Raw genomic sequence first — 20959 nt, forward strand, 5'->3', positions numbered from 1 at the left:
GTGCGGCGGCCGTGCCGCCTCGGAAGACGGCGAAGGCGCGCTTACGGCGCGACCACGTGCCAGATGTTCTTGAAGTTGTCGCCGTTGCGATCGCCCTGTTTCATGTCCTTCGAGAAGAAATACAGCGGCTTGCCCTTGTAGGCCCATTGCGGGCTACCGTCGTCGCGCTTGACGATCGTGTAGGGGCCGACCGGGACGTCGGTCGCGCTGGCCTTGTACGGCGGCCAGAACGATTCGCATTGGCCCGTGCATGCGCTGGTGCCGGCGTTGGGCTTGTCCTTGTCGAATACATAGACGGTCATGCCGTTCGCGGCGACGAGCGCGCCGTTTTCGACCTTGGTGATCGAGCCTTGAGCCGAGGCGGAAACGGACGCCATGGCGAGCACGGCGGAGCTGACGAGCAGCACGGCTTTCATGATTACCTCCTTGTAGTCCGGTGGGCGGCGCAGCCGCACGCATGGCCGGGCGTGCACGCGACTGCGGGGAATGGTGCCGGAACGCGGCGCCGTGGCCGCCGGTGCGAGCGACGTGAAGTCGAATGGCGGAGGCACGGACGCGCTTCATTCACCATAGGCGGTTTTTGGCGGGGCTGCGAGAAGAACCGGGGGCACATCGGCGATGCGTGTGTCTCGCGCAACGACGCGGCGGTTACGCGCGTGCGGCGGGATTCGCCATCCGTCCCCGAACCTTCGCGAGTTGAACTGGCCCCTGCGGCCGCGCGTCCACGACGGAAAGCGACACGCCGCGGTGCCGGGCCGTCAGCGAAACACCGGCGCCGACCCAAGCGCCGTCAGCACGGCCGGCATCGCGAGCGCGGCGGCGATCGTCTGGAACGCGGTGATGCCGGCCATCAGCGGCGCGTCACCGCCGAGCTGGCGGGCCATGATGTACGACGAGGACGACGTCGGCAGCGCCTGGAACAGCAGCGCGATGGTCAGTGCGGCATCGCCGAGCCCGAACAGGCGGCCGGCCGCGAGCGTGGCGAGCGGCATCGCCATGAACTTGAACGCCGACGCGATGCACGTCGGCTGCATCCATTCGCGCGCCGCGTCGAACTTCAGCGCGGCGCCCACGCACAACAGGCCGAGCGGCATCGAGGCGGCGCCGAGCGCGCGCACGGCCGGTTCGACGGCGGCCGGAAACGCGATGCCGGCAACCTGCATCGCGATCCCCAGCGCGCACCCGACGACGAGCGGATTCGACAGGATCTGACGCACGAGCGCCCACGCGCCGAGCCGCGTGTCGCCGTAGCGCGCGAATACCAGCACGCACATCAGGTTCACGGTCGGCACGATCGCCGCGACGCACACGGCCGCGAGCGCGATTCCGTGCGCGCCGAAGAGTCCGGCGGCGAGTGCGGTGCCGACATAGTTGTTGAAGCGCACCGCGCCCTGGAATACCGACGTGAACCCGGCGCCGTCGACCGACACGAAACGGCGGACCAGCAGAAGAAGGATCGAGACGAACACGGTCGAGCCGACCAGCGCCGCCGTGAGCGGCAGGACGGGCAGCGCTTGCAGCCGGGCATTCGCGAGACCGTTCGCGAACAGCGCAGGCAGCAGCACGTAGTAGCACAGCCGCTCGGCGTGCGGCCAGAACGCATCGCCGATGAAGCCCGTGCGCCGGAGGCCGTGGCCGAGCGCGACCAGCAGCGCGACCGGCGCGAGCGCGAGCAGGATCGGGCCGATCATCGACGCGCCTTCAGGCGACACGGGCGGGACGGCAGGCACGCGGAGCAGCGGAACGAAGCGGGAATCCATCCGGCGGGCAACATGGCGGCACGCAATCGAAAGAGTGACGATGCCGCCAAGTTAACACGCGGATGCAGCAGGAATAATGGTTAATTATCGGGTGTTCAATGAGAAATTCTCATCGATGACGCGGTGACTTCGGCGGCCAGCGCACGCGCGAAACGCGCCGCCGGCCGCGACTGGTGTTCGAGCAGCACGACCGCACGGCCCATCTGCGGCTGGCCGAACGGCAAGCGCGTGACGGGCGGCAGTCGCGCGAGCGTCGAGTCGGGGAGCGCGACGATCGCCGCGCCGAGCCCGCGCGCGACCATCCGCGCGATCGTCTCCGCGCTGTCGAGCACCATCTCCTCGCGCACGCGCACGCCGATGCGGCGCAACTCGGCGGCGATCATCCGGCCGGCCCACGCCTGCGCGTCGAAGCGGATGAACGGCAATTCCTCGAGCAGCGTGCCCGCGTCGCGCTCCGCATACTGCGGCGGCGCGAGCAGCCAGAAGCGGTCTTCGTACAGCGTGGTCCATGTCAGTTCCGCCGGATGCGGGCGCACCGGGCGCGTCGTGATCGCGGCGTCGAGTTCGCCGGCGGCGACGCGGTTCGCCAGTTCGGCCGACATGCCGGCCGATACGTGCACGCGCAACGACGGGTGCGCCGCGCGCAGCGCGAGCAGCGCATCGGGCAGCGGGCCGGACAGCGCGGTCTGGATCGCGCCGATCCGCAGGCGGCCGACGAGCTTCTTCTCGTCGCTGAGCGCATCGGGAATCCGGTCGACCATCGCGAGCACCTGCTCGGCCTGCGCGACGAGGATGTTGCCGGCTTCGGTGAGCACCGGCTGGCGGCGCGAACGGTCGAACAGCCGGACGTTGTATTCGCTTTCGAGCGTCTTGATCTGCAGGCTCACGGCCGATTGTGTGAGCCCGATCGCTTCGCCGGCGCGTGCGAAGGTTCGGTATCGGGCGATCGCGACCAGCGTTCTGAATGCGCGTAGTGACATGGACTCGATGAGGTGGGCGGCCGGGGCCGGCACGCGGATTGCTCGATGATGCCGGCGGCGCATGGAAGACATGCCGGTCGCGGCGCCGATGACCGCCGAAGCCGGGCGGCCCGGCCGGCACGCTGGCGGACATCATGCCCGTGCGTGCGGAAACGGGCAACGGGCAGCCGCGGCATCGGTGCCCGCGGCGGAAAGCGTGGCGTGGCACGGCGCGTGCAGGCGGCCGCGGCGATCGCCCGGTGCGGGTTTTCGTGAATGGCATCGAGTCGGGCGTGCGCGCATAGCTGCATGCGCGGGCGGTCGTGGTCGTTCGTGCCGCCCGCATGCGTTTGATCGATGCCTCGGGGCGACGCGGGCTGTCGCGTCGGCCCCGCCCTTCGCGGAGTAACGACGATGACAGACGACCCCGGTGACGTTGCGCGAGCCAGCTATCGCGCGTATGTCGACAAGGACCGCGACGCGATCGAAGCGCTGATCGCACCAGACTTCCATTTCACGAGCCCGCTCGACAACCGGCTCGACCGCGACACGTATCTGGCGCGCTGCTGGCCGAACAGCGCGATGCTCGCCAGCTTCGCGTTTGTCGACGTCGCCGTGCACGGCGAATACGTGTTCGTCGTGTACGAAGCCGACACGATTGCGGGCAGGCGGTTCCGGAATGCGGAGCGGTTGCGTGTCCGCGATGGCCGGATCGTCGAGGCCGAGGTGTATTTCGGCTGGTATGTGCCGCACCAGGCGCCTGAGGGCGGGTTCATCGAATCGGGCGGCTGATGCGTGACGGGCAGCGGCCCGTCATACCCAGAGCCGGTACATCCAGAACGATTCGTCGCCGACGACGCGCCGCCGATTCCGCGCGGCGCGTACATGCCGTTCGGCACGGGGCCGCGCGTGTGCCTCGGCCAGCATCTGGCGATGACGGAAATGACGGTGGTGGCGGCCATGATCCTGCAGCGCCATGAATTATCAGTGCCGCCCGGCATGGCGGCACCGCGCGCGACGCTGAACGTGACGCTGCGGCCGACGCGCGCGCTGCATCTGGCGATCGCGCCGACGCGGTTGGCGGCGAACGTCGCATCGTCGTGACGCGGCGGAGTCGCGCTCAGCCCGCCGCATCCTCCCCGAGTGCCTGAATGAACCGCGAAAACAGCTCCGGCTGCGACGAGATCCCGAGCTTCGCGTAAAGATGGCGCCGATGCACCTTCACCGTCTCGGGTGAAATCGCCAGCCGCTCCGCGATCGCCTTTGACGAATTGCCGCGCAGCACCATTCTTGCGATCGACATCTCGCGATCGGTCAGCACGCCCGCGCCGAAGCGCGCGAGCGCCTGCTCGACGCGCGCTCCGAGATCGTCGTCGGGCGTCGTGCGCGCGGCATCGCCCACCAGCCGCCAGTGCTGCCGGATCGTCGCGAGCACCCACGGCATCGCGGCCGTCAGCTTGCCGAGCGGCTCGACGTCGAAGCGCGCGGACGCGCCGAGCGACAACGACAGCAGCGTGTCGGCGTTGGGCCGCACGAGGATCTGGATCTCGTCGTCGCCCACCGCGTCGCGGAAGTAGCTCAGGAAATACTCGCTCTGCCGGAACAGGTCGGGCGCGACTTCCTCGAGCCGGTAGCAGCCGTCGGCGAGCCCGTCGTGCGCGGCTTGCAGGAATGGATCGAGCAGATATAACCCATTGAGGTAAAGCGGCACCGGCGACGCGCTGTCGGAGCCGCCCGTGTCGTATTCGTCGAGCACGAGCGGCACGCCGTCGCGGCCGATCGCGGTCGCGAGCGCGTTGTCGAACGGCACCATTTCGTTGAGCAGCAGCACCAGGAAGCGCCAGAAGCGCGGCTCGCCCAGATGATCGATCGCGCGGCCAAGCGCCTGGTGCATCGCGAATTCGGAGAAAAGTCGATCCATACCACCACCGAAGGGTGTAACACGAAGGGGGAATAGCGGTCCTGAATTTGGCTTCCTAGACTGCCACGCAATCAATCGGGCCCGAGTATGGGTGTTCAAAAAAGAGCAGGGTAGGAGCAACAGGAGAACGAAATGGCGATGATGTCGGAATCGACGGGCACGCTGCAAGCGACGCCTGCCACGGAAGACGCGCCGCGCGCGTTGTCGCAGACGCTCAGCGTGCGCGACGCGGTGATGATCACCGTGTCGGGCGTGACGCCCGCAAGTTCGATCTTCGTGATCGCGCCATTCGCGATCCAGCAGGCCGGCAGCGGCGCGGTGCTGTCGTTCCTGCTCGGCGGCGTGCTCGCGCTCGCGTTCGCGCTCTGCTACGCGGAGCTCAGCGCCGCGCATCGCAGCGCGGGCGGCGAATATGTGATGGCCAAACGTGTGTTCGGCACGCTACCCGGCTACCTGACGTTCATCACGGTGCTGTCCGTCAGCGTATTCATCCCGGCCGTGCTCGCGAGCGGCGCCGCACCGTATCTGAACAATGCGCTCGGCACGCACTTCGGCAATCAGCCGGTCGCGCTCACGATCGTGCTGCTCAGCTACGTGCTCGGCATGCTGAACATCAAGACGAATGCGTGGATCACCGGCGCGTTTCTCGTCGTCGAGATCGGCGTGCTGATGCTGATCGCGGGGCTCGGATTCGGCTCCCCGCATCGTGGCGCCGACGCACTGATGGCGCCGGTCGTCGCGAGCGGCAATGCGCTGGTGCCGGCCACGCTCGCGGCGATCGTGCCCGCGATCGGCACGGCGATCTTCTGCTACAACGGCTTCGGCTCCGCCGCCTATCTCGCTGAAGACCTGCGCGGCGGCAACCGCAACGTCGCGAAGGCGGTGATCTATTCGCTGCTGGTGATCCTCGTCGTCGAACTGATTCCGCTCACCGCGATCGTGCTCGGCGCGCCGTCGCTGACGGAGCTGACGAAGAGCGCGGACCCGATCGGCTATGTCGTGCGTTCGCTGAGCAACCCGGCGGTGTCGCGCGTGGTCAGCGGCGGGATCTTCCTGTCGGTGTTCAACGCGATCATCGCGATCGTGATCACGATGGGGCGCCTGCTGTACAGCAGCGGCCGGCATGCACTCTGGTCGCGCACCTGCAACCGCGCGTTCTCGACGATCCATCCGCGCTTCGAGTCGCCGTGGCTCGCGACGCTCGCGCTGGCGGTGCCGTCGTCGGGGCTGGTATTCGTGTCGAGTCTCGACGAGCTGACCGCGTTCACGGTCGACCTGCTGCTGCTGATCTACCTCGTCGTCGGGCTGGCCGCGCTGGCGAGTCGCCTTGTGCGCCGCGACGTCGAGCATCACTACCGGATGCCGCTGTGGCCCGTGACGCCGCTCGTCGCGGTCGCGGGCGCCGCGTACACGCTCTACACGACACTGGCGACGGCGACCAAGCCGACCGACCTGATCATCATCGGCGGGCTGCTGGTAGCCGCGCTCGCGATGTATGCGGTCTGGGCGCGCCACAGCGATGCGTTCCGCTCGCTCTGACCATTTCGACACACCGAACCATTGAAAGACGGGAGGAATTGCATCATGCGCACGAGGGATCTCGGCATCCGCGTCGGACTCGGCACGCCGGGCCGCTTCAACGCGATCACGGACGTACCGGGTGTGCGGGTCGGACATTGCACGCTGAACGTCGAGAACGGCGACGCGTCGATCCGCACCGGCGTCACCGTCATTGAGCCGCGCGCGGGCGCGGCGCACGATTCGCCGTGCTTCGCGGGCGTCCATGTGCTGAACGGCAACGGCGACGCGACCGGGCTCGAATGGATCCGCGAAGCCGGCCTGCTGACGACCCCGATCGCCTATACGAACACGCACAGCGTCGGCGCCGTGCGCGATGCGCTGGTCGCGAACGAGCGCGAAGCCGCGGCCGGCCGCGTGTACTGGTGCATGCCGGTCGTCATGGAAACCTACGACGGCCTGCTCAACGACATCTGGGGGCAGCACGTGAGCGCCGCGCACGTGCTGCGCGCGCTGGCCGCCGCGCAGTCGGGGCCGGTCGCCGAAGGCGGCGTGGGGGGCGGCACCGGGATGATCTGCCACGAGTTCAAGGGCGGCATCGGCACCGCGTCGCGCGTGGTCGCGGCCGACGCGGGCGGCTGGATCGTCGGCGCGCTCGTGCAGGCGAACTACGGCGTGCGCGAGATGTTGCGCGTGGCAGGTTATCCGGTCGGCGAGGTGTTGCGGCACGTACATTCGCCGTTTCGCACACCCGATGCACAAGGCGAGGCGGGGATGGGTTCGATCGTCGTCACGATCGCGACCGACGCGCCGCTGCTGCCGCACCAGTGCACGCGCCTCGCGCAGCGGGCGGGCGTCGGGCTGGCCCGCGTCGGCGGCGGCACCGAGGATTCGAGCGGCGACATCTTCCTGGCGTTCGCGACGGGCAACGACGGGCTGCCGGCCGCGAACTACGGCAGCAAGGGCGCGCCGACGACGGCCGTGAAGATGGTGAACAACGACCACATCTCCGCGCTGTTCGTCGCGGCGGCGGAGGCGGTGGAGGAGGCAATCGTGAATGCGCTGGTCGCGGGGAGCGACGTCGAATCGCGCGGCGCGCGGGTCGAAGGGCTGGGGCAGGCGCGTTTGCTGGATGCGTTGCGCGAAGTGGGGTGGCGGCCGGGGCGCGGCGCCTGAAACGGCATGCGCCGCTTCAATCGAAGCGGCGTGGCGGACAGTGTCGTTGCGGCGATCGGCCGGCGTGCCGTGCGCGCGCGCATGCGATGCGTGCGATGCGTGCGCGGCGGGCCTGGCCGTGGCGACGCGGCGTCATGCTCAGCTGCCGAAGTAGACGTTGCAGAAGCTGACGGGGCCGACGCATGCGTTCGGATCTTCCTGCTTCGATTGCGCACGATCGGCGCGGCCCGCGGCCTGGACGGCTTCGGCGCGGTTCGCCGGTTGTTGCGCGACGTCGGCCGGCGCGGGCTGGGCATGGGCGACAGCGGCGGTGAGCGACAGGGCAACGAGGGCGAGGTGCAGCGGCTTCATTTGGGTTTCTCCTGGGTCAGTGCCAGTCTCGCTGGCAGTGAGGAAACTATAGGCTCGCACTGCTTAAAGATTAATCACCGCGGGTGCAGAGCTTATTTCCAATCGGAACAAGTATGACGTTGCGCGCGCATTGATCGCCGCCGATCGCCGCCGATCGCCGCCGACGGTCAATGACGATGGCGATTGAACGGTGCGTCCTTGTCCAGCAGCGCGCTGCGGATGAAGTGCAGGCAACCGATGATGCGCTGCATGCGATGGCGTTCGTCGGGCACCGCGTACCACGCGTGCAGCGTGTGCTGGGCGGCTCGGATCGCCAGATTCACCGATTTCAGCGTGCGCGCATGGTGGGCCGGCGTCGGATCGTCGAAGAATCGCGGCAGCTCGCGTAGCACCGCATCGATCGATGCGGTCCAGTGCAGCGTCTGCGGCGGTTTCGATTCGCAGAACCCGTGCAGCTCGTCGCGCAGGTCGATCACCGCATGGCCGACTTCGAGCGTCGACAGCATCCAGCGCAGCGCGTCGCGATGATGCCGCGTGCGCTTGACGAGCAGCGTGCGCAACTGCGCCATCAGGTCGTGCGTGCTCGACTGGAAGCGTGCCGCGAGGCCGTCGCGCGTGCCTTCGCACGCGAGCGTGACCTGGCGGCGCAGGTCGTGCGCGATACGCGATGTGAGCCACGGCATGTGGGTCGGAAACACCACGGCGAACACGATCGAGCACGCGAGCATCGCGACGACGACGGCGAAACCGTTGTTGATCAGCACCTCGGGCGTATACGCGATCGCGTTGTCCGGGCCCGCGAGCAGGCAGAAGAACACCGCGAAGCCGATCCCGTAGCCGGACAGGCCCGGGCGCATCGCGAGAAACGCGCCGAGGCCGAGCACCGGCGCGAGCGTCGCGCACAGCAGCGGAAAGCCGTCGATGTTCGGATAGACGTAGCACAGGAACACATAGCCGACGGCTGTCGCGAATGCCGCGCCGACGCCCATCTGCGCGACGAATTTCGGCGCCCGCGGCGACGTCGAACTCAGCGCGCATGCAATCGCGGTGGCGATGACGGCGAGCGGGCCGCTCGGCCATTCGGACGCGATCCAGAACGCGCTCATCGCGCCGACGGCGACGAGCGTGCGCAGGAACGTGAAGCCGACGAAGAACGAATTGGTCTTCACCGCGTAGTGCGTGACCGAGCGTTCGAACGCGTGATCGTCGCGGTCGAGCGACGCGTTGGTGTCGGCATAGCCGAGATACTCGCCGATGAAGCGATACATCAGCTCGATCGCGGTGTCGAAGTCGAGCAGGCCGCCGGCCGCGTGATCCTCGATCTCGCGGCGCGACGCGCGCGCGGCCTTCGGCAGCGCGCCGTGAAAGCGGCGCAGTTCGAGCAGCGCGCCGGTGGTCGACGCGATCCCGCGCTGCCGCTCGTCGCGCAACGCGGTCACCCGCTGCGCGAGCGCATCGATGTGCGGCGCGAGCGCGTCGAGCACTGCGTCGGACCGGTTTGCACGCAAGCGTTTGACGAGCTGATGCAGCGCATGCAGGCGCGTGCACGCATTCATGAACTCGCTGTTCAGGCGCGCGAGCCGGCGGCTGCGCGCACGAATGTGCGGGTCCTCGAACGACGCGAACGCGCGGTTGGCCTCGAAGCCGACGATCTCGTCGACGAAATCGGCGAAGCGCCGCTCGAAATCGCCGCGTGCGAGGTCGCCCGACAGCGCACCGGCCGCGAATGCCGCGAACTTCACATGACGGGCGGTCAGCGAGCGCATCAGTGCCTTCGCGGAACTGAGCGGAAGAATCAGCGCGCTGACCGCGCCGGAGCATGCGATGCCGAGCGCGACTTCCGCGGCGCGCGTGAGCGCGGACTGGAACAGCGTCTGCGGCGTCATCACCGCGGGCAGGCCGATCAGCGCGGCCGTGTAGCCGGCGAGTACGAACCCGTACCAGCGGAAATGGCGGTTGCGGACCGCGAGCGCGATGCAGCCGCCGATCCACAGCGTGATGCCGGCCATGTACAGCTCCGGCTGCTGCGCGAACAGCCCGCCGAGCGCGAGCGCGGCGACGAGGCCGGCCGCGGTGCCGAGCACGCGGTAGAAGCTCTTCGCAAACACCATCCCCGACAGCGGCTGCATCAGCACGAACACGGTCGTCATCGCCGTGCGCGGCTGCGACATCTCGAGCCGCATCGCGATCCCCATCGCGAGCAGCGCGGCGAGCACGGTCTTGGCGAGGTGCAGCCAGATCAGCCCGTCGCTTGCGGCCCAGTCGCGCGCGGCGCCGCCGAGCGGATCGAGCCAGGTTCTCCATCGTGCCGGTTCGATGGAAGGTCGCTCGCTCGCAGGTTGTGGCTTCATGAAGAAAGAGGGGGCGCGTGCGGTGTCGCGGCGCGTCCGGACGGGTCCATTCGACTGATGAGGCGCCGATTGTAGGAGTGCGGCGCGCGGGCATTAACGCAGCTGCAGGGAAACGATAGTTGCAGGGCGCGTAACAATCTGTCGCATCTGCTGGAGGAAAATAGCGGCTCCGCTACAGGTGGCTCACAGGTATGGATACCCTACAAAACATGCGGGTGTTTACGCGCGTCGTCGAGACCGGCAGTTTCACCGCGGCCGCGCAATCGCTGAATTCGACGACGGGCGCGATGTCGCGCGCGGTGTCGGAACTCGAGGCGCGCCTGCGCACTCGTCTGATGAATCGCTCGACACGCCGCCTCGCGCTGACGTCGGCCGGCGAAAGTTATCTGCGGCGCTGCCGCCAGATCCTCGCCGACGTCGATCGCGCCGAGGAAGAGGCGAGCTGCGCGCACGAGCGGCCGGCCGGCGTGCTGCGCATGCACAGCTTCGCGAGCGTCGGCCATCACTACGTGATGCCCGCGCTCACGCGCTACCACACGCAATTTCCGGACGTATCGATCGAGCTGTCGCTGTCGCAGCGCATGCCCGACCTGTTCGACGGCACTAGCGACATGGCGGTCGTGACCGCGTCGTCGCTGCCCGATTCGGAGCTCGTGTCGCACCTGCTTGGCTCGACCTTCAGCATCCTGTGCGCGTCACCCGAGTATGTGAAGCGTCACGGCGCGCCGGCGCGCCCGCAGGATCTCGGCGCGCATGCGTGCCTGACGCTCTGTACGCCGGCGTTTCCGACCCACGAATGGGTGCTCGAAGGCGCCGAGGGCGTCGAGCAGATCCATGTCGCCGGGCCGGTGCAGACCAACACGGCCGAGTCACTCGCGCTCGCGATTCGCGACGGCATCGGGATCGGCATGCTGCCGCTGTACTCGGCGATCGACGCGTTGCAGGACGGCACGCTCGTGCGTGTGCTGCCCGGTCACATCCTGCAGAAGATGAACGTCTATGCACTGTATCCGTCGCGCCGCTTCGTCGACGCGAAGGTACGCACCTGGGTCGAGATGCTGCGTGCGCAGGTGCCGGGGATGATCGCGCACGACGTCGAGATGCTGAACGCGATCGAGCGGGAACCGCAGGCTGCCTGAGGGCGAATACGGAAAGAAAAGGATGGCCGCGTGCCGGACGGCACGCTGTCCGGCCGCATCCATCGTCACGGACCGGTTTGCGCGATATGCGCCGCGCCCGCAGGACATGCGTCGTGCGGGCGCGGCGAGTCGTCATGCATTTACAGCGCGGGCTTGACGGCGACGCCCGATTCGGTTGCGCCCGCACCGGCCGGGCCATATGCGGTATGCGCGGCCTTGTGCTCGGCGAGCCGTTTTGCCGCCAGGCGCTCCTGCGCGGCCATGATGTCGTCCGGATAGTTGCCGGCGTCGCCGAGCGACGGGTTGTAGCCGACCGATTCGAGGTCGTAGAGCTCCTGCAGCACCTGTGCGCGCGTGACGGGCGACTTGGCGGACTGAGCGAACGACAGGGCCGGTGCGGCAAGCAGGACGGCAGCGGCGGCGGTGACGACGAGCGATTTCACGATGTTCTCCTGTAGGCGGGGGTGAGGCCGGTCCGGCGATCGATGTGTGATCCGAACCATTGATGCCAGTCTATGCAGCGCGCGCCGGCACAAAAACCCCGATTCCAGGCAAGCAGATTTCCAGATGGAACAACACTGACGCACGTCGCCCGCGCTGCACGAACCTGTCCGTCAAGACAGGTTCGCGGCTGGCGGGCGACGTGCGATCCTGCAGCGCTGAACTCAGAAGCGCGTACGCATGCCGATCGTGCCGACGATCTGGTTCGCGGTGCTCGATGCGCCGCCAGACGTGTTGATGAACGCCTGGTAGCCGCGGCCCGACGCGTGCTGATACATCGCTTCCGCATACAGGTCGGTGCGGCGCGACAGCTTGTACACCGCCTGCAGGTCGACCTGGTGCCACTTCGGATCGGTGCCGTGCTTGCTGTCCGGATTCGACACGCTGGCGTCCGTGTACACGTACGCGGCGCCGAGGCTGACGGCCGGCGTCACCGCATAGCGCACGTTCACGTCGTAGTTGTTGAACGCGACCTGGCCGGTGGAACCGAACGATCCCGAGTTGTCGTACTGCGAACGCGTATAGACGAAGCCGACCGTCGCCGGACCGAACACGTAGCTGACGCCGCCGCCGTAGCTGCGCATGCGGTCCGCGCCCACCGACCAGCCGCCCTGGCTCACGCTCTTCGCTTCGGCCACGTCGGTCGCACCCGGGCTCGCGCTCGTCGAGCCCTTCGTGCCGTTCATCTGCAGGTAAGCACCGGCCAGCTTCAGCGGGCCGTTCGTGTAGCTCGCCGCGACGCTGTACGCGCGGTTGCCGGCGAAGTTCGTCGAGTTCGAGAAGCCGTACAGCGCGCCGACCTTGAAACCCGCGATCGTGTCGCTCGTGTACTTCACCGCGTTGTTGATGCGCACCGAGTGGTTCAGGTTGTCGTTGTCGAACGGGTGCGCGAAGCCGGTATCACCGAAGTCGCCCGACGTCGCGGACAGCGGCGCGACGAAGTCGACCATCGTGTCGTACTGGCGGCCGAGCGTCAGCGTGCCGTAGCCGCTGCTGGTCAGGCCGACATACGCGTGGCGGCCGAACAGCTTGCCGTCCTGGCCGAGCGCGCCGTTGTTCACGTTGTAGCCGTTTTCGAGGACGAACAGCGCCTTCAGACCGCCGCCGAGATCTTCCGTGCCGCGCAGGCCGAAGCGGCTGCCATTGACGGTGCCGCTGGTCATGCGCCACAGCGAGGCGCCGCCCGCGTTGTTCGTGTATGCGATGCCGGCATCGATCAGGCCATACAGCGTGACCGAGCTCTGTGCATGCGCGAGCGGGGCGAACAGCGCGGTGGCGGATGCGGCGGCAATCAGGGTTTTCTTCATGTAACTGCTCCTGCGTGTGGGACAAGTGACTAAAGTTCGGCGCCAGTGTAGGGGCGGGGTCGCGCGATGACGGCCGCCGGCGCGCGAGCGCACCGTTGCGAGTTGCGCAAGAGTGCGTCACACGGCGTTCACAAATCGATGCGGAGGCCGGATGGCGTGCGTTTTCGTCGACGGCGCGACGCGAGATGCCGTGTGGCCGCGTTCGCCGTGTCGCGCATTGACAACACGCGCGTCGCTGGCGCGGGAGTTGATTGCCGCGCCGCGCGCGTGGAGAATGAGCAGACCAATGCCGAGATCCGGAGACATCCGATGACCACGCCTCGCCGTCCGTCGTTCAGTTCCGCGCTGTGCTACCGCAACCCGAAAGCCGCGCTGGCATGGCTCGAACGCGCATTCGGCTTCGAGCGCTCGATCGTCGTCACCACGCCGGAAGGCGACATCGCGCATGCCGAAATGAAGTTCGGCGATAGCCTCGTCATGATTGGCGGCGCGTGGGCCGACTTCATCGCCTCACCGGAAGACACCGGCGACCGCAACACGCAGCACGTCCACGTGCACCTTGCCGACGACGCGGACATCGACGCGCACTGCGAGCGCGCGCGTGCGGCCGGCGCGGAGATCCTGCAGGCGCCGGCCGACCAGTTCTACGGCGATCGCATGTATCGCGCGCGCGATCCCGGCCGGCATGTGTGGACGTTCGGCAAGCACGTGCGAGACGTGACGAACGACGAGATGCGCGCGGCCACCGGCCTGACGATCGAGGATTTCAAATAAGCGCGGCACGCATCGCCGGAGCCGGTTTTCCCCACCACGCGGCGCTCGCGCCGCATGACGCCTGGACCCACATGAACCTCTTCAATGCACGCCTGCGCGGTCGCGACGGGCTGTTTACGATCGGCATCGACGGCGACAGGATCGCGCGGATCGACGCGCAAGCCGCGCCGGTCGCCGCTGTCGGCGCCGGCGATGTCGATGCGGGCGGCCGTCTCGCGATTGCTCCGCTCGTCGAACCGCACATCCATCTCGACGCGGTGCTCACGGCCGGCGAGCCGGCCTGGAACATGAGCGGCACGCTGTTCGAGGGAATCGAGCGCTGGTCCGAACGCAAGGCGACGATCACGCACGCGGATACGAAGACGCGTGCGCATGCGGCGATCGGCATGCTGCGTGATCACGGCATCCAGCACGTGCGCACCCATGTCGACGTCACCGATCCGACGCTGGCCGCGTTGAAGGCGATGCTCGAAGTGAAGGACGAAGCGCGCGGGCTGATCGACCTGCAGATCGTCGCGTTTCCGCAGGAAGGCATCGAGTCGTTCGACGGCGGCCGCGCGCTGATGGAGCAGGCGATCGAGCTTGGCGCGGACGTCGTCGGCGGAATTCCGCATTTCGAGAACACGCGCGAGCAGGGCGTCAGCTCGATCCGGTTCCTGATGGAACTGGCCGAGCGCACCGGCTGCCTCGTCGACGTGCACTGCGACGAGACCGACGATCCGCATTCGCGCTTTCTGGAAGTGCTCGCGGAAGAAGCGCGCGTGCGCGGGATGGGCGCGCGCGTGACGGCGAGCCACACGACAGCGATGGGCTCGTACGACAACGCATACTGCTCGAAGCTGTTCCGGCTGCTCAAGCGCGCGGGCCTGAACTTCGTGTCGTGCCCGACCGAGAGCATCCATTTGCAGGGGCGCTTCGATACGTTTCCGAAGCGGCGTGGCGTCACGCGCGTCGCGGAACTCGATCGCGCGGGGCTGAACGTGTGCTTCGGGCAGGATTCGATCAAGGATCCGTGGTATCCGCTCGGCAACGGCAACATCCTGCGCGTCCTCGATGCCGGCCTGCACATCTGCCACATGATGGGCTACCAGGACCTGCAGCGCTGCCTCGACTTCGTGACCGATCACGGCGCGACGACGATGCATCTCGGCGACGGCTACGGGATCGCGGTCGGACGGCCGGCGAATCTTGTCGTGCTCGACGCGGACAGCGACTACGAAGCCGTGCGCCGGCAGGCGAAGGCCACGCTGTCGGTGCGCCACGGGAAGGTGATCATGCGACGGGAGCCGGAGCGCGTCACGTATCCGGAGTAGTGCGATCGCGTTGTTGGCGGCACGTGCCGCCGTGGATTGCCGTCACTCATGTATTCACAAATTGCATGAGTTGATCAGAAAAATACGTTTGTCTCATGAGAGGCCGAAGCCTACGATGCGGTCCTGACGGCGGCGTGCATGGTGCGCGCCGTCGTGTCGATCCTCGTTCGCCGACCTCATGCGCCTCGATCTCCCGTCCGCTCCCGCTTCTTCTTCGCCGCCGGCCAGCCCGTTCGCGCGGATGGCTGCCGTCACGATCCTGACCGGCGTTGGCGCGGGCGTCGGCGGGATGCTGCTCGCGCTGCTGCTGCACGCGATCCAGCATGTGGCCTACGGTTACAGCCTGGCGCACCTGGTCGGGGCCGAGAGCTTTCTCGCGGGTGTGACCGACGCCGAGCCGCTGCGCCGGCTCGCGGTGCTCATCGTCTGCGGGCTCGTCGCGGGCGGCGGCTGGTGGGCGCTTTACCGGTTCGGCCAACCGCTCGTCAGCATCCGCCGGGCCGTTCGCGCAGCCGATCCGCGGATGCCGTTCGTCAGCACGACGGTGCACGCGCTGCTCCAGATCGTCACCGTCGCGCTCGGTTCGCCGCTCGGCCGCGAAGTCGCGCCGCGCGAGATCGGCTCGCTGCTGGCCGGGCGGCTCGCGCGTTGGGCGAGGCTCACGCCCGCCGATTGCCGGCTGATGGTCGCGTGCGGCGCGGGCGCCGGCCTCGCGGCCGTCTACAACGTGCCGCTCGGCGGTGCCGTGTTCGTGCTCGAAGTGTTGCTCGGCACGTTCGAACTGCGCGCGCTGGTGGTGGCCGTCGTCACGTCGGCGATCGCGGCGGCCGTCGCATGGATCGGGCTCGGCAACGAACATCAGTACACGGTGCCCTCGTTCGCGCTGAGCACGCCGCTGGTTGCATGGTCGATCGTCTGCGGGCCGCTGTTCGGTTTTGCCGCGTACGGCTTCGTGCGGCTCACGACCCGCGCGCGGGCGGATGCGCCGAAGGGGCGCCTGCTTCCCGTGCTCTCGCTGGTCAACTTCGCGGTCATCGGCGTGCTGGCGATGTGGTTTCCGCAACTGCTCGGCAATGGCAAGGGGCCGGCTTCACTGGGTTTCGACGGCACGCTGACGATCGGCCTCGCGGCGACGCTGCTCGTGCTGAAGGTGCTGATCGAGGCGGGCAGCCTGCGTGCGGGTGCCGAGGGCGGGCTCCTCACGCCGGGCCTTGCGAACGGCGCGCTGCTGGGCGTCGTGCTCGGTGGGGTGTGGAGTCTCGTATGGCCGGGGGCGTCGATCGGCGGATGCGCGCTGATCGGCGCGACCGCGTTCCTGGCCGCGTCGATGCAGATGCCGATCACGGCCGTCGTGCTGCTGCTCGAGTTCACGCGCGTGAATCACGACAGCCTGGTGCCGATGCTGCTGGCCGTGGCCGGCTCGCTGGTCGCGTACCGGTTCGCGCAGCAGTTGGCGGAGCGACGGATGGTTGCCGCCGCAACCGTCGCCACGCCGGCGACGGCGGCCCGGTAACCAGCCCGCGCGGTCGCGATCCTTCCCGTTTCCCTGCTTCCGCGCAGGCGCTCGGCGCCGATCCCGGCCGATGCCGCTTCACGGACCGCAGCGCTTCCATATCGCCGCCCGTGTGCGGAGGTGCGGTCAGCTCGCAGCCCTTCATGAAGAACGGCACCTCGAACGTCGCCAGCAGCACCCCGATCGTGCAGAATCGAGCCTCCGATTCCCGCCCACGGATGCCGCATGACCGATCCGAACGAACCATCCGCCCGCTGCGCGTATGCGAGCTTCGCGCAACGGTACGCGGACATCGCGCCGACCAAGGCGCACAACGCGCTCTACGAGCGCCCGGCGACGATGGCGCTGCTCGGCGACGTCGACGGGCTGATGGTCCTCGACGCCGGCTGCGGACCCGGCATCTGCAGCGAGCACCTCGCGCGCCACGGTGCGACGGTTCATGCGTTCGACATCACGCCCGAGATGGTCGCGCTCGCGAGAGCGCGCTGCGCGGGGCTCGCGGTCGACGTCGCCGAGGGCGATCTCGCCGCGCCGCTCGACTGGCTGCCCGACCACGCGTTCGACACGATCCTGTGTTCGCTCGCGCTCGACTACGTGCGCGATCTCGCGCCGACGTTGCGCGAATTCAGGCGTGTCGCGCGGCCAGGCGCGACGCTGGTGTTCTCGATGGCGCATCCGATGCGGGACTGGATGGACGAGCGTACGCGCGGGGACGGCACGTACTTCGATACGAGCCGTTTCGGCTTTCACTGGTCGGGTTTCGGCGAACCGAAGCCCTATGTCGAAGCATGGCGCCGGCCGCTTGCCGCCATCCTGAACGCGCTCGCGGACGCCGGCTGGCGGCTCGAGCGATTCGTCGAACCGACGCCGCTGCCTACGATGAAGGCCGTGTCGGAGCGGCTCCATGCGGAGCTGTCGCTGGCCCCGGCCTTCCTCTGCATCCGCGCGCGCTGCTGACGAAGCGCGGCGGATCGCCGAGGCTCAGCGTGCCGGCTCGTCGGTCAGCGTGCCGAGAAACGCTTCGATATCCTTGATGTCCTGCGCGGTCATCGCGGGCTTGTCGCCGGGTTTGCGGTTGAACGGCGCATCGGTCACATCGACGTTCGCGCGGTACTTCGGCGGAATGTCGTCATATTCGTCGACCTTGCCGTCCGCGCCGCGCGAATAGAACTTCTGCGGCGAGATGCTGCGCTCGTTGTAGAACGCCATCACCTGATCGAGCGTGTGGAACACGCCGTTGTGGAAGAACACGTGGCGCGTCGCCGCGTTGCGCAGCGTCGGCGTGAGGAACATCGCGCAGTACTGCGTCTGGTCCTTCAGATCCTCGCGGAACGGCCCGCACACGCCGAGATCGTGGAACGCCGGGTTGCGGTTCTGCGCGAGCGCCATGTTGCGCGGCGCGCCGAGCGCCTCGTACTGGTAATCGGTAAACATCGGCGGCAAGCCGTCCTTGCCGGGCTTCGACAGGTGGCAGCCCGCGCAATTCGCCTTGTCCGGATCGTTGAAGAGCCGCAGCCCGCGCAATTCGGCCTGCGTCAAGCGCGCACGGCCTTCGAGCCAGCGGTCGTACTTGCTGTCGTACGGATGGAACGACGGATCCTCGACCTGATAGCGCGCGATCGCGAACATCGCCTCCGACACCACAAGCTGCGGGCTGGAGAACACGCGCGCGCCGAATAGTTGCTCGAACTGCGCGCGATGCGACGACTGCGCGAGCTTGCGCGCGACGTCGTCGATGCTCGCATTCGCCATCTCGACCGGATTCAGCAGCGGCCCGAACGCCTGCTGCTGCAGCGTATCGGCGCGGCCGTCCCAGAACATCCCGCCCTGCGGCACGAGCTGCGGCGCGGCCGACGTGCCGGCCACCTTCTGCGCCTTGACGACGCCGGCCGCCGATGCAGCCTGCTGAGCGACGCTCGGCGCGGCGTCGTTTTCGCCCGCATCGGGGCCGATGCTGAAGTTCGGCTGACGATACAGGTACATCAGCGACGGCGGCGGGCGGTAACCCTGCTGCGTCATCGCGAGGCCGCCCGGCTGCACGTCGAGCCCGTTCGGCGGCCCGTACGCATGATCGGGGCTATGGCACGACGCGCACGACTGCTTGCCGGATGCCGACAGCGACGGATCGACGAACAGTGCACGCCCGAGCTGCGCGACGGCGGACAGCGGCTGCGCGGCCGGGCGCTGCAGCGCGACCGGATGCGAATTCGCGCCCGTCCAGTCGGCGACGACGTCGCCGATCGCCGCCGGCGTGCGGGCCGGAAACGCGATCGCGAACGCGCCATAGCCGAGCACGGCCGCGCCGAGCACGAACGCCGCGCGGCGCACCGCGCGGGCAGGGGAACGCGGCGCGGCGGCGCCGGATGCGTCGGGAGACGGGAACGCGGGACGGGCTGTCATGCTGTCGGTCGAAAGTCGGGCACCGCGTGAAAGCGGCGCATCAAATGGAAACGGCCGGCGCACGATGCGCCGGCCTGCTGCTACCGGTTACGCGATGCCGGTCAGATCGACGGCGCCGCGCTCAGCACGGTGCCTTGCGTCGGATCGAGATACAGCGGCGCCGTATTCGGCTTCGACGCGAAGTCGAACAGCCCGCGCAGGTCGCCTGCCGTGGCATCGAACGAACCGCCGCCGATGCGCTGGCCGCCGAGCCAGTTGTCCTCGATGAAGCGCACGACCGATGCCTGGTCGATCATCGTGTGATCGACGTAGTTCTGCTTCGCATACGGCGAGATCACGACCAGCGGGATGCGCACACCCGGGCCGCAGCGGCCGTTCACGGTGCCGCCGTTCACGCCGGTGGTGCCACCCGAGCCGCACACGCCGTTGCCGTTGACCTGGTCGACGGCGTCGGACGACGAATGCGTCGGCGCCGTGTACGCGTGGTCGTACCAGCCGTCCGAGTCGTCGTAGGTGACGATCACGGCCGTGTTCTGCCAGTCCGGCTGCTGCTGCAGGAAGTTGACGACCTTCGTCACGAACGCCTGCTCGTCGAGCGGATCCGAATAGCCCGCGTGCGCGTCCTGCGCGGCCGGTGCCTTCAGGAAGCTGACAGACGGGAAGTTGCCGGCCTTCACGGCCGCGAAGAAGTCGTCGCTGTCGTACTGGTGGTTCGCCGGCTCGGCCGTCTTGCCGTCGGTTTCGACGCTGGAACCGATCGCCGCGACGCTACTCGGCCGCGTGTGCTGCGGGTTCGCGGTCGACGCGTAGTACTGGAACCAGTTGTGGTGCGGGATGTAGTCGGCCGTCGCGGCGTTCACGGCGGTGGCGACGGTGCTGCGGCTACAACCGGTCGTGCCGTTGCTGTTGGTCGTCGACAGGTTGAAGCCGCCCATGAAGCCGCCCCACGTGATCTTTGCGCCGTTCAGCAGGTCGCCGATGTTCTTGCCGCTCATCATCGCCTGGTCGGTCGTGCTCGAGCACACGTCGTAGCCCGGGTCGACATCGTTGATCATCGTGAAGCCGCCCTGGCCGTCGTTGATGTAGTACGACGTGGCGGCGAGCGTCGACGGCTGCTTCGACGTCTTGACGATCTGCATCCCGTTGGTCTGGCCCGACACGACGTTCAGCGCGCCCGGCGTCGACGGGCCGTAGACCGTCGTATACGCGTTGTCGCTCATCGCGAAGCGCTGCGCGTAGTTCCACAGCGCGGTCACGGTGTTGCCGTCGAAGTAGCCCATCACCTGGCCCTTCGTGCCGAACGCGCCGGCGCCGCCGGACGAGCCCTTGCCCGTGTATTTCGGGAACAGGTCGGCGAGGCCGTTGTCCTCGGCCTGCTGCTCGGCCGTGTACGCGTGGTTCTGGTCGGCGGTCGCGGCTTGCGTGCGGTCGAGGCGGAACGGGTTCGCGGCGTCGGTGCCGTTGGCCGTGTTCGTGAAGTTCGGGTTCGCGGTGAGCAGCGTGCCCGTCAGCCCGTTGATCGTCGGCGTGCCGGACTTCGCGGTGAACGCCGGTTCGCCGGACGGGTTCGACGCATTCGGGTAGGTGCCGAAGTAGTGGTCGAACGACACGTTTTCGCCGTAGATCACGACGACGTGCTTGATCGGCGTGGCGGTCTGCAGCGCATCCTGCGACGACACGGCGGGCGTCGACGAGGGATCGTCGCTGCCGCCGCAGGCGAACAGCGCAAGCGCCGCGCCGGCGCACGCGGTGACGAGCAAGGCTTGACGGAACATCGGGAAACTCCAGGTAGGTTTTCGATGGTGGATAGCGGCCCGTCGCCATGTCGGTTCGGCGCGGCGCTCGCGATAGAGCACCGGCATTGAAACAGCCTGGTATGAAGATATGGGGGCGGAACGGTTTCGCGACGGTTGCGCCGCGGTATCGATTTCATTACGGCGCGAGGCGGCGCGAAAGAAAGCGGAAAGGGACGGAGC

The 20959-nt window shown here is 68.0% G+C and carries 18 protein-coding genes and 1 pseudogene; 9 read left to right on the plus strand and 10 right to left on the minus strand.

What is annotated here, in order from left to right; translation table 11 throughout:
- Positions 1-41 precede the first annotated feature (41 nt).
- From DIE11_RS11860 to DIE11_RS11870, 3 genes are all read right to left on the minus strand, one after another.
- Positions 42-416 carry a hypothetical protein gene (locus DIE11_RS11860; RefSeq protein ID WP_124623880.1) on the minus strand — a complete coding sequence of 125 codons (375 nt, stop codon included), beginning with the start codon at positions 414-416 and terminating at the stop codon, positions 42-44.
- Between the two features lie 342 nt (positions 417-758).
- A complete protein-coding gene (locus tag DIE11_RS11865; protein WP_124623883.1) occupies positions 759-1691 on the minus strand; it encodes an AEC family transporter in 933 nt (310 codons plus the stop codon).
- A gap of 164 nt (positions 1692-1855) precedes the next feature.
- Positions 1856-2740, minus strand: coding sequence for a LysR substrate-binding domain-containing protein (locus DIE11_RS11870; RefSeq protein ID WP_124623886.1), 885 nt, complete (start codon positions 2738-2740; stop codon positions 1856-1858).
- 393 nt (positions 2741-3133) lie between these two features.
- On the opposite strand from DIE11_RS11870, the gene DIE11_RS11875 reads away from it, so the two are divergent.
- Together DIE11_RS11875 and DIE11_RS11880 are read left to right on the plus strand one after the other, a co-directional pair.
- The gene (locus DIE11_RS11875; RefSeq protein WP_124623889.1) at positions 3134-3511 is read left to right on the plus strand and encodes a nuclear transport factor 2 family protein; all 378 of its coding nucleotides are present in this window, start codon (positions 3134-3136) and stop codon (positions 3509-3511) included.
- A gap of 27 nt (positions 3512-3538) precedes the next feature.
- A pseudogene (locus tag DIE11_RS11880) lies at positions 3539-3823 on the plus strand (cytochrome P450); the annotation flags it as partial.
- Positions 3824-3839: 16 nt separating this feature from the next.
- Here the strand turns inward: DIE11_RS11880 and DIE11_RS11885 are convergent.
- Positions 3840-4640 (minus strand): LuxR C-terminal-related transcriptional regulator, encoded by an 801-nt coding sequence (locus tag DIE11_RS11885; protein ID WP_124623892.1) that lies wholly within the window; start codon positions 4638-4640, stop codon positions 3840-3842.
- 132 nt (positions 4641-4772) lie between these two features.
- Between DIE11_RS11885 and DIE11_RS11890 the strand changes: the two genes are divergently transcribed.
- Both DIE11_RS11890 and DIE11_RS11895 read left to right on the plus strand, forming a co-directional pair.
- Positions 4773-6179, plus strand: a complete 1407-nt coding sequence (locus tag DIE11_RS11890; protein WP_124623894.1) for an APC family permease — start codon at positions 4773-4775, stop codon at positions 6177-6179.
- Positions 6180-6224: 45 nt separating this feature from the next.
- Positions 6225-7334 (plus strand): P1 family peptidase, encoded by a 1110-nt coding sequence (locus tag DIE11_RS11895; RefSeq protein ID WP_124623897.1) that lies wholly within the window; start codon positions 6225-6227, stop codon positions 7332-7334.
- A 138-nt stretch (positions 7335-7472) separates the two neighbouring features.
- On the opposite strand, the gene DIE11_RS11900 is transcribed toward DIE11_RS11895, so the two are convergent.
- Both DIE11_RS11900 and DIE11_RS11905 read right to left on the minus strand, forming a co-directional pair.
- Positions 7473-7685, minus strand: a complete 213-nt coding sequence (locus DIE11_RS11900; protein WP_059599409.1) for a hypothetical protein — start codon at positions 7683-7685, stop codon at positions 7473-7475.
- A gap of 167 nt (positions 7686-7852) precedes the next feature.
- Entirely contained in the window at positions 7853-10036 is a 2184-nt protein-coding gene (locus tag DIE11_RS11905; RefSeq protein ID WP_124623900.1) for an FUSC family protein, read from the minus strand.
- A 191-nt stretch (positions 10037-10227) separates the two neighbouring features.
- On the opposite strand from DIE11_RS11905, the gene DIE11_RS11910 reads away from it, so the two are divergent.
- Positions 10228-11175 (plus strand): LysR family transcriptional regulator, encoded by a 948-nt coding sequence (locus DIE11_RS11910; RefSeq protein WP_059599411.1) that lies wholly within the window; start codon positions 10228-10230, stop codon positions 11173-11175.
- A 140-nt stretch (positions 11176-11315) separates the two neighbouring features.
- Here DIE11_RS11910 and DIE11_RS11915 read toward each other — a convergent pair whose 3' ends face one another.
- Together DIE11_RS11915 and DIE11_RS11920 are read right to left on the minus strand one after the other, a co-directional pair.
- Positions 11316-11618: a DUF4148 domain-containing protein gene (locus DIE11_RS11915; RefSeq protein ID WP_059599468.1), complete on the minus strand. Its 303-nt coding sequence runs from the start codon at positions 11616-11618 to the stop codon at positions 11316-11318.
- Positions 11619-11840: 222 nt separating this feature from the next.
- Complete coding sequence (locus DIE11_RS11920) at positions 11841-12983, minus strand: porin (RefSeq protein ID WP_059599412.1); 1143 nt, start codon at positions 12981-12983, stop codon at positions 11841-11843.
- A 309-nt stretch (positions 12984-13292) separates the two neighbouring features.
- Between DIE11_RS11920 and DIE11_RS11925 the strand changes: the two genes are divergently transcribed.
- The 4 genes from DIE11_RS11925 to DIE11_RS11940 all read left to right on the plus strand — a co-directional run bounded on the left by DIE11_RS11925 (position 13293) and on the right by DIE11_RS11940 (position 17540).
- Entirely contained in the window at positions 13293-13757 is a 465-nt protein-coding gene (locus DIE11_RS11925) for a VOC family protein (protein ID WP_124623903.1), read from the plus strand.
- 71 nt (positions 13758-13828) lie between these two features.
- Positions 13829-15070: a cytosine deaminase gene (codA, locus tag DIE11_RS11930; protein ID WP_124623906.1), complete on the plus strand. Its 1242-nt coding sequence runs from the start codon at positions 13829-13831 to the stop codon at positions 15068-15070.
- A gap of 178 nt (positions 15071-15248) precedes the next feature.
- The gene (locus tag DIE11_RS11935) at positions 15249-16583 is read left to right on the plus strand and encodes a chloride channel protein (protein ID WP_124623908.1); all 1335 of its coding nucleotides are present in this window, start codon (positions 15249-15251) and stop codon (positions 16581-16583) included.
- A gap of 225 nt (positions 16584-16808) precedes the next feature.
- The gene (locus DIE11_RS11940; protein WP_124623911.1) at positions 16809-17540 is read left to right on the plus strand and encodes a class I SAM-dependent methyltransferase; all 732 of its coding nucleotides are present in this window, start codon (positions 16809-16811) and stop codon (positions 17538-17540) included.
- 24 nt (positions 17541-17564) lie between these two features.
- Here the strand turns inward: DIE11_RS11940 and DIE11_RS11945 are convergent, their stop codons facing one another.
- The gene (locus DIE11_RS11945; protein WP_124623914.1) at positions 17565-18983 is read right to left on the minus strand and encodes a cytochrome-c peroxidase; all 1419 of its coding nucleotides are present in this window, start codon (positions 18981-18983) and stop codon (positions 17565-17567) included.
- Between the two features lie 101 nt (positions 18984-19084).
- Entirely contained in the window at positions 19085-20758 is a 1674-nt protein-coding gene (locus tag DIE11_RS11950; protein WP_124623917.1) for a phospholipase C, read from the minus strand.
- Positions 20759-20959: the final 201 nt, after the last annotated feature.

This window comes from Burkholderia sp. Bp9012, assembly GCF_003853825.1.
Lineage (GTDB): Bacteria > Pseudomonadota > Gammaproteobacteria > Burkholderiales > Burkholderiaceae > Burkholderia > Burkholderia diffusa.

What these genes read in the sequence shown, in the direction of transcription:
- codA (WP_124623906.1), top strand. Translation starts at nt 13,829, where the DNA reads ATGAACCTCTTCAATGCACGCCTGCGCGGTCGCGACGGGCTGTTTACG.
- DIE11_RS11940 (WP_124623911.1), top strand. Translation starts at nt 16,809, where the DNA reads ATGACCGATCCGAACGAACCATCCGCCCGCTGCGCGTATGCGAGCTTC.
- DIE11_RS11950 (WP_124623917.1), bottom strand. Translation starts at nt 20,758, where the DNA reads ATGTTCCGTCAAGCCTTGCTCGTCACCGCGTGCGCCGGCGCGGCGCTT.
- DIE11_RS11935 (WP_124623908.1), top strand. Translation starts at nt 15,249, where the DNA reads ATGCGCCTCGATCTCCCGTCCGCTCCCGCTTCTTCTTCGCCGCCGGCC.
- DIE11_RS11890 (WP_124623894.1), top strand. Translation starts at nt 4,773, where the DNA reads ATGGCGATGATGTCGGAATCGACGGGCACGCTGCAAGCGACGCCTGCC.
- DIE11_RS11870 (WP_124623886.1), bottom strand. Translation starts at nt 2,740, where the DNA reads ATGTCACTACGCGCATTCAGAACGCTGGTCGCGATCGCCCGATACCGA.
- DIE11_RS11905 (WP_124623900.1), bottom strand. Translation starts at nt 10,036, where the DNA reads ATGAAGCCACAACCTGCGAGCGAGCGACCTTCCATCGAACCGGCACGA.
- DIE11_RS11925 (WP_124623903.1), top strand. Translation starts at nt 13,293, where the DNA reads ATGACCACGCCTCGCCGTCCGTCGTTCAGTTCCGCGCTGTGCTACCGC.
- DIE11_RS11900 (WP_059599409.1), bottom strand. Translation starts at nt 7,685, where the DNA reads ATGAAGCCGCTGCACCTCGCCCTCGTTGCCCTGTCGCTCACCGCCGCT.
- DIE11_RS11860 (WP_124623880.1), bottom strand. Translation starts at nt 416, where the DNA reads ATGAAAGCCGTGCTGCTCGTCAGCTCCGCCGTGCTCGCCATGGCGTCC.
- DIE11_RS11895 (WP_124623897.1), top strand. Translation starts at nt 6,225, where the DNA reads ATGCGCACGAGGGATCTCGGCATCCGCGTCGGACTCGGCACGCCGGGC.
- DIE11_RS11920 (WP_059599412.1), bottom strand. Translation starts at nt 12,983, where the DNA reads ATGAAGAAAACCCTGATTGCCGCCGCATCCGCCACCGCGCTGTTCGCC.
- DIE11_RS11885 (WP_124623892.1), bottom strand. Translation starts at nt 4,640, where the DNA reads ATGGATCGACTTTTCTCCGAATTCGCGATGCACCAGGCGCTTGGCCGC.
- DIE11_RS11865 (WP_124623883.1), bottom strand. Translation starts at nt 1,691, where the DNA reads ATGATCGGCCCGATCCTGCTCGCGCTCGCGCCGGTCGCGCTGCTGGTC.
- DIE11_RS11945 (WP_124623914.1), bottom strand. Translation starts at nt 18,983, where the DNA reads ATGACAGCCCGTCCCGCGTTCCCGTCTCCCGACGCATCCGGCGCCGCC.
- DIE11_RS11875 (WP_124623889.1), top strand. Translation starts at nt 3,134, where the DNA reads ATGACAGACGACCCCGGTGACGTTGCGCGAGCCAGCTATCGCGCGTAT.
- DIE11_RS11910 (WP_059599411.1), top strand. Translation starts at nt 10,228, where the DNA reads ATGGATACCCTACAAAACATGCGGGTGTTTACGCGCGTCGTCGAGACC.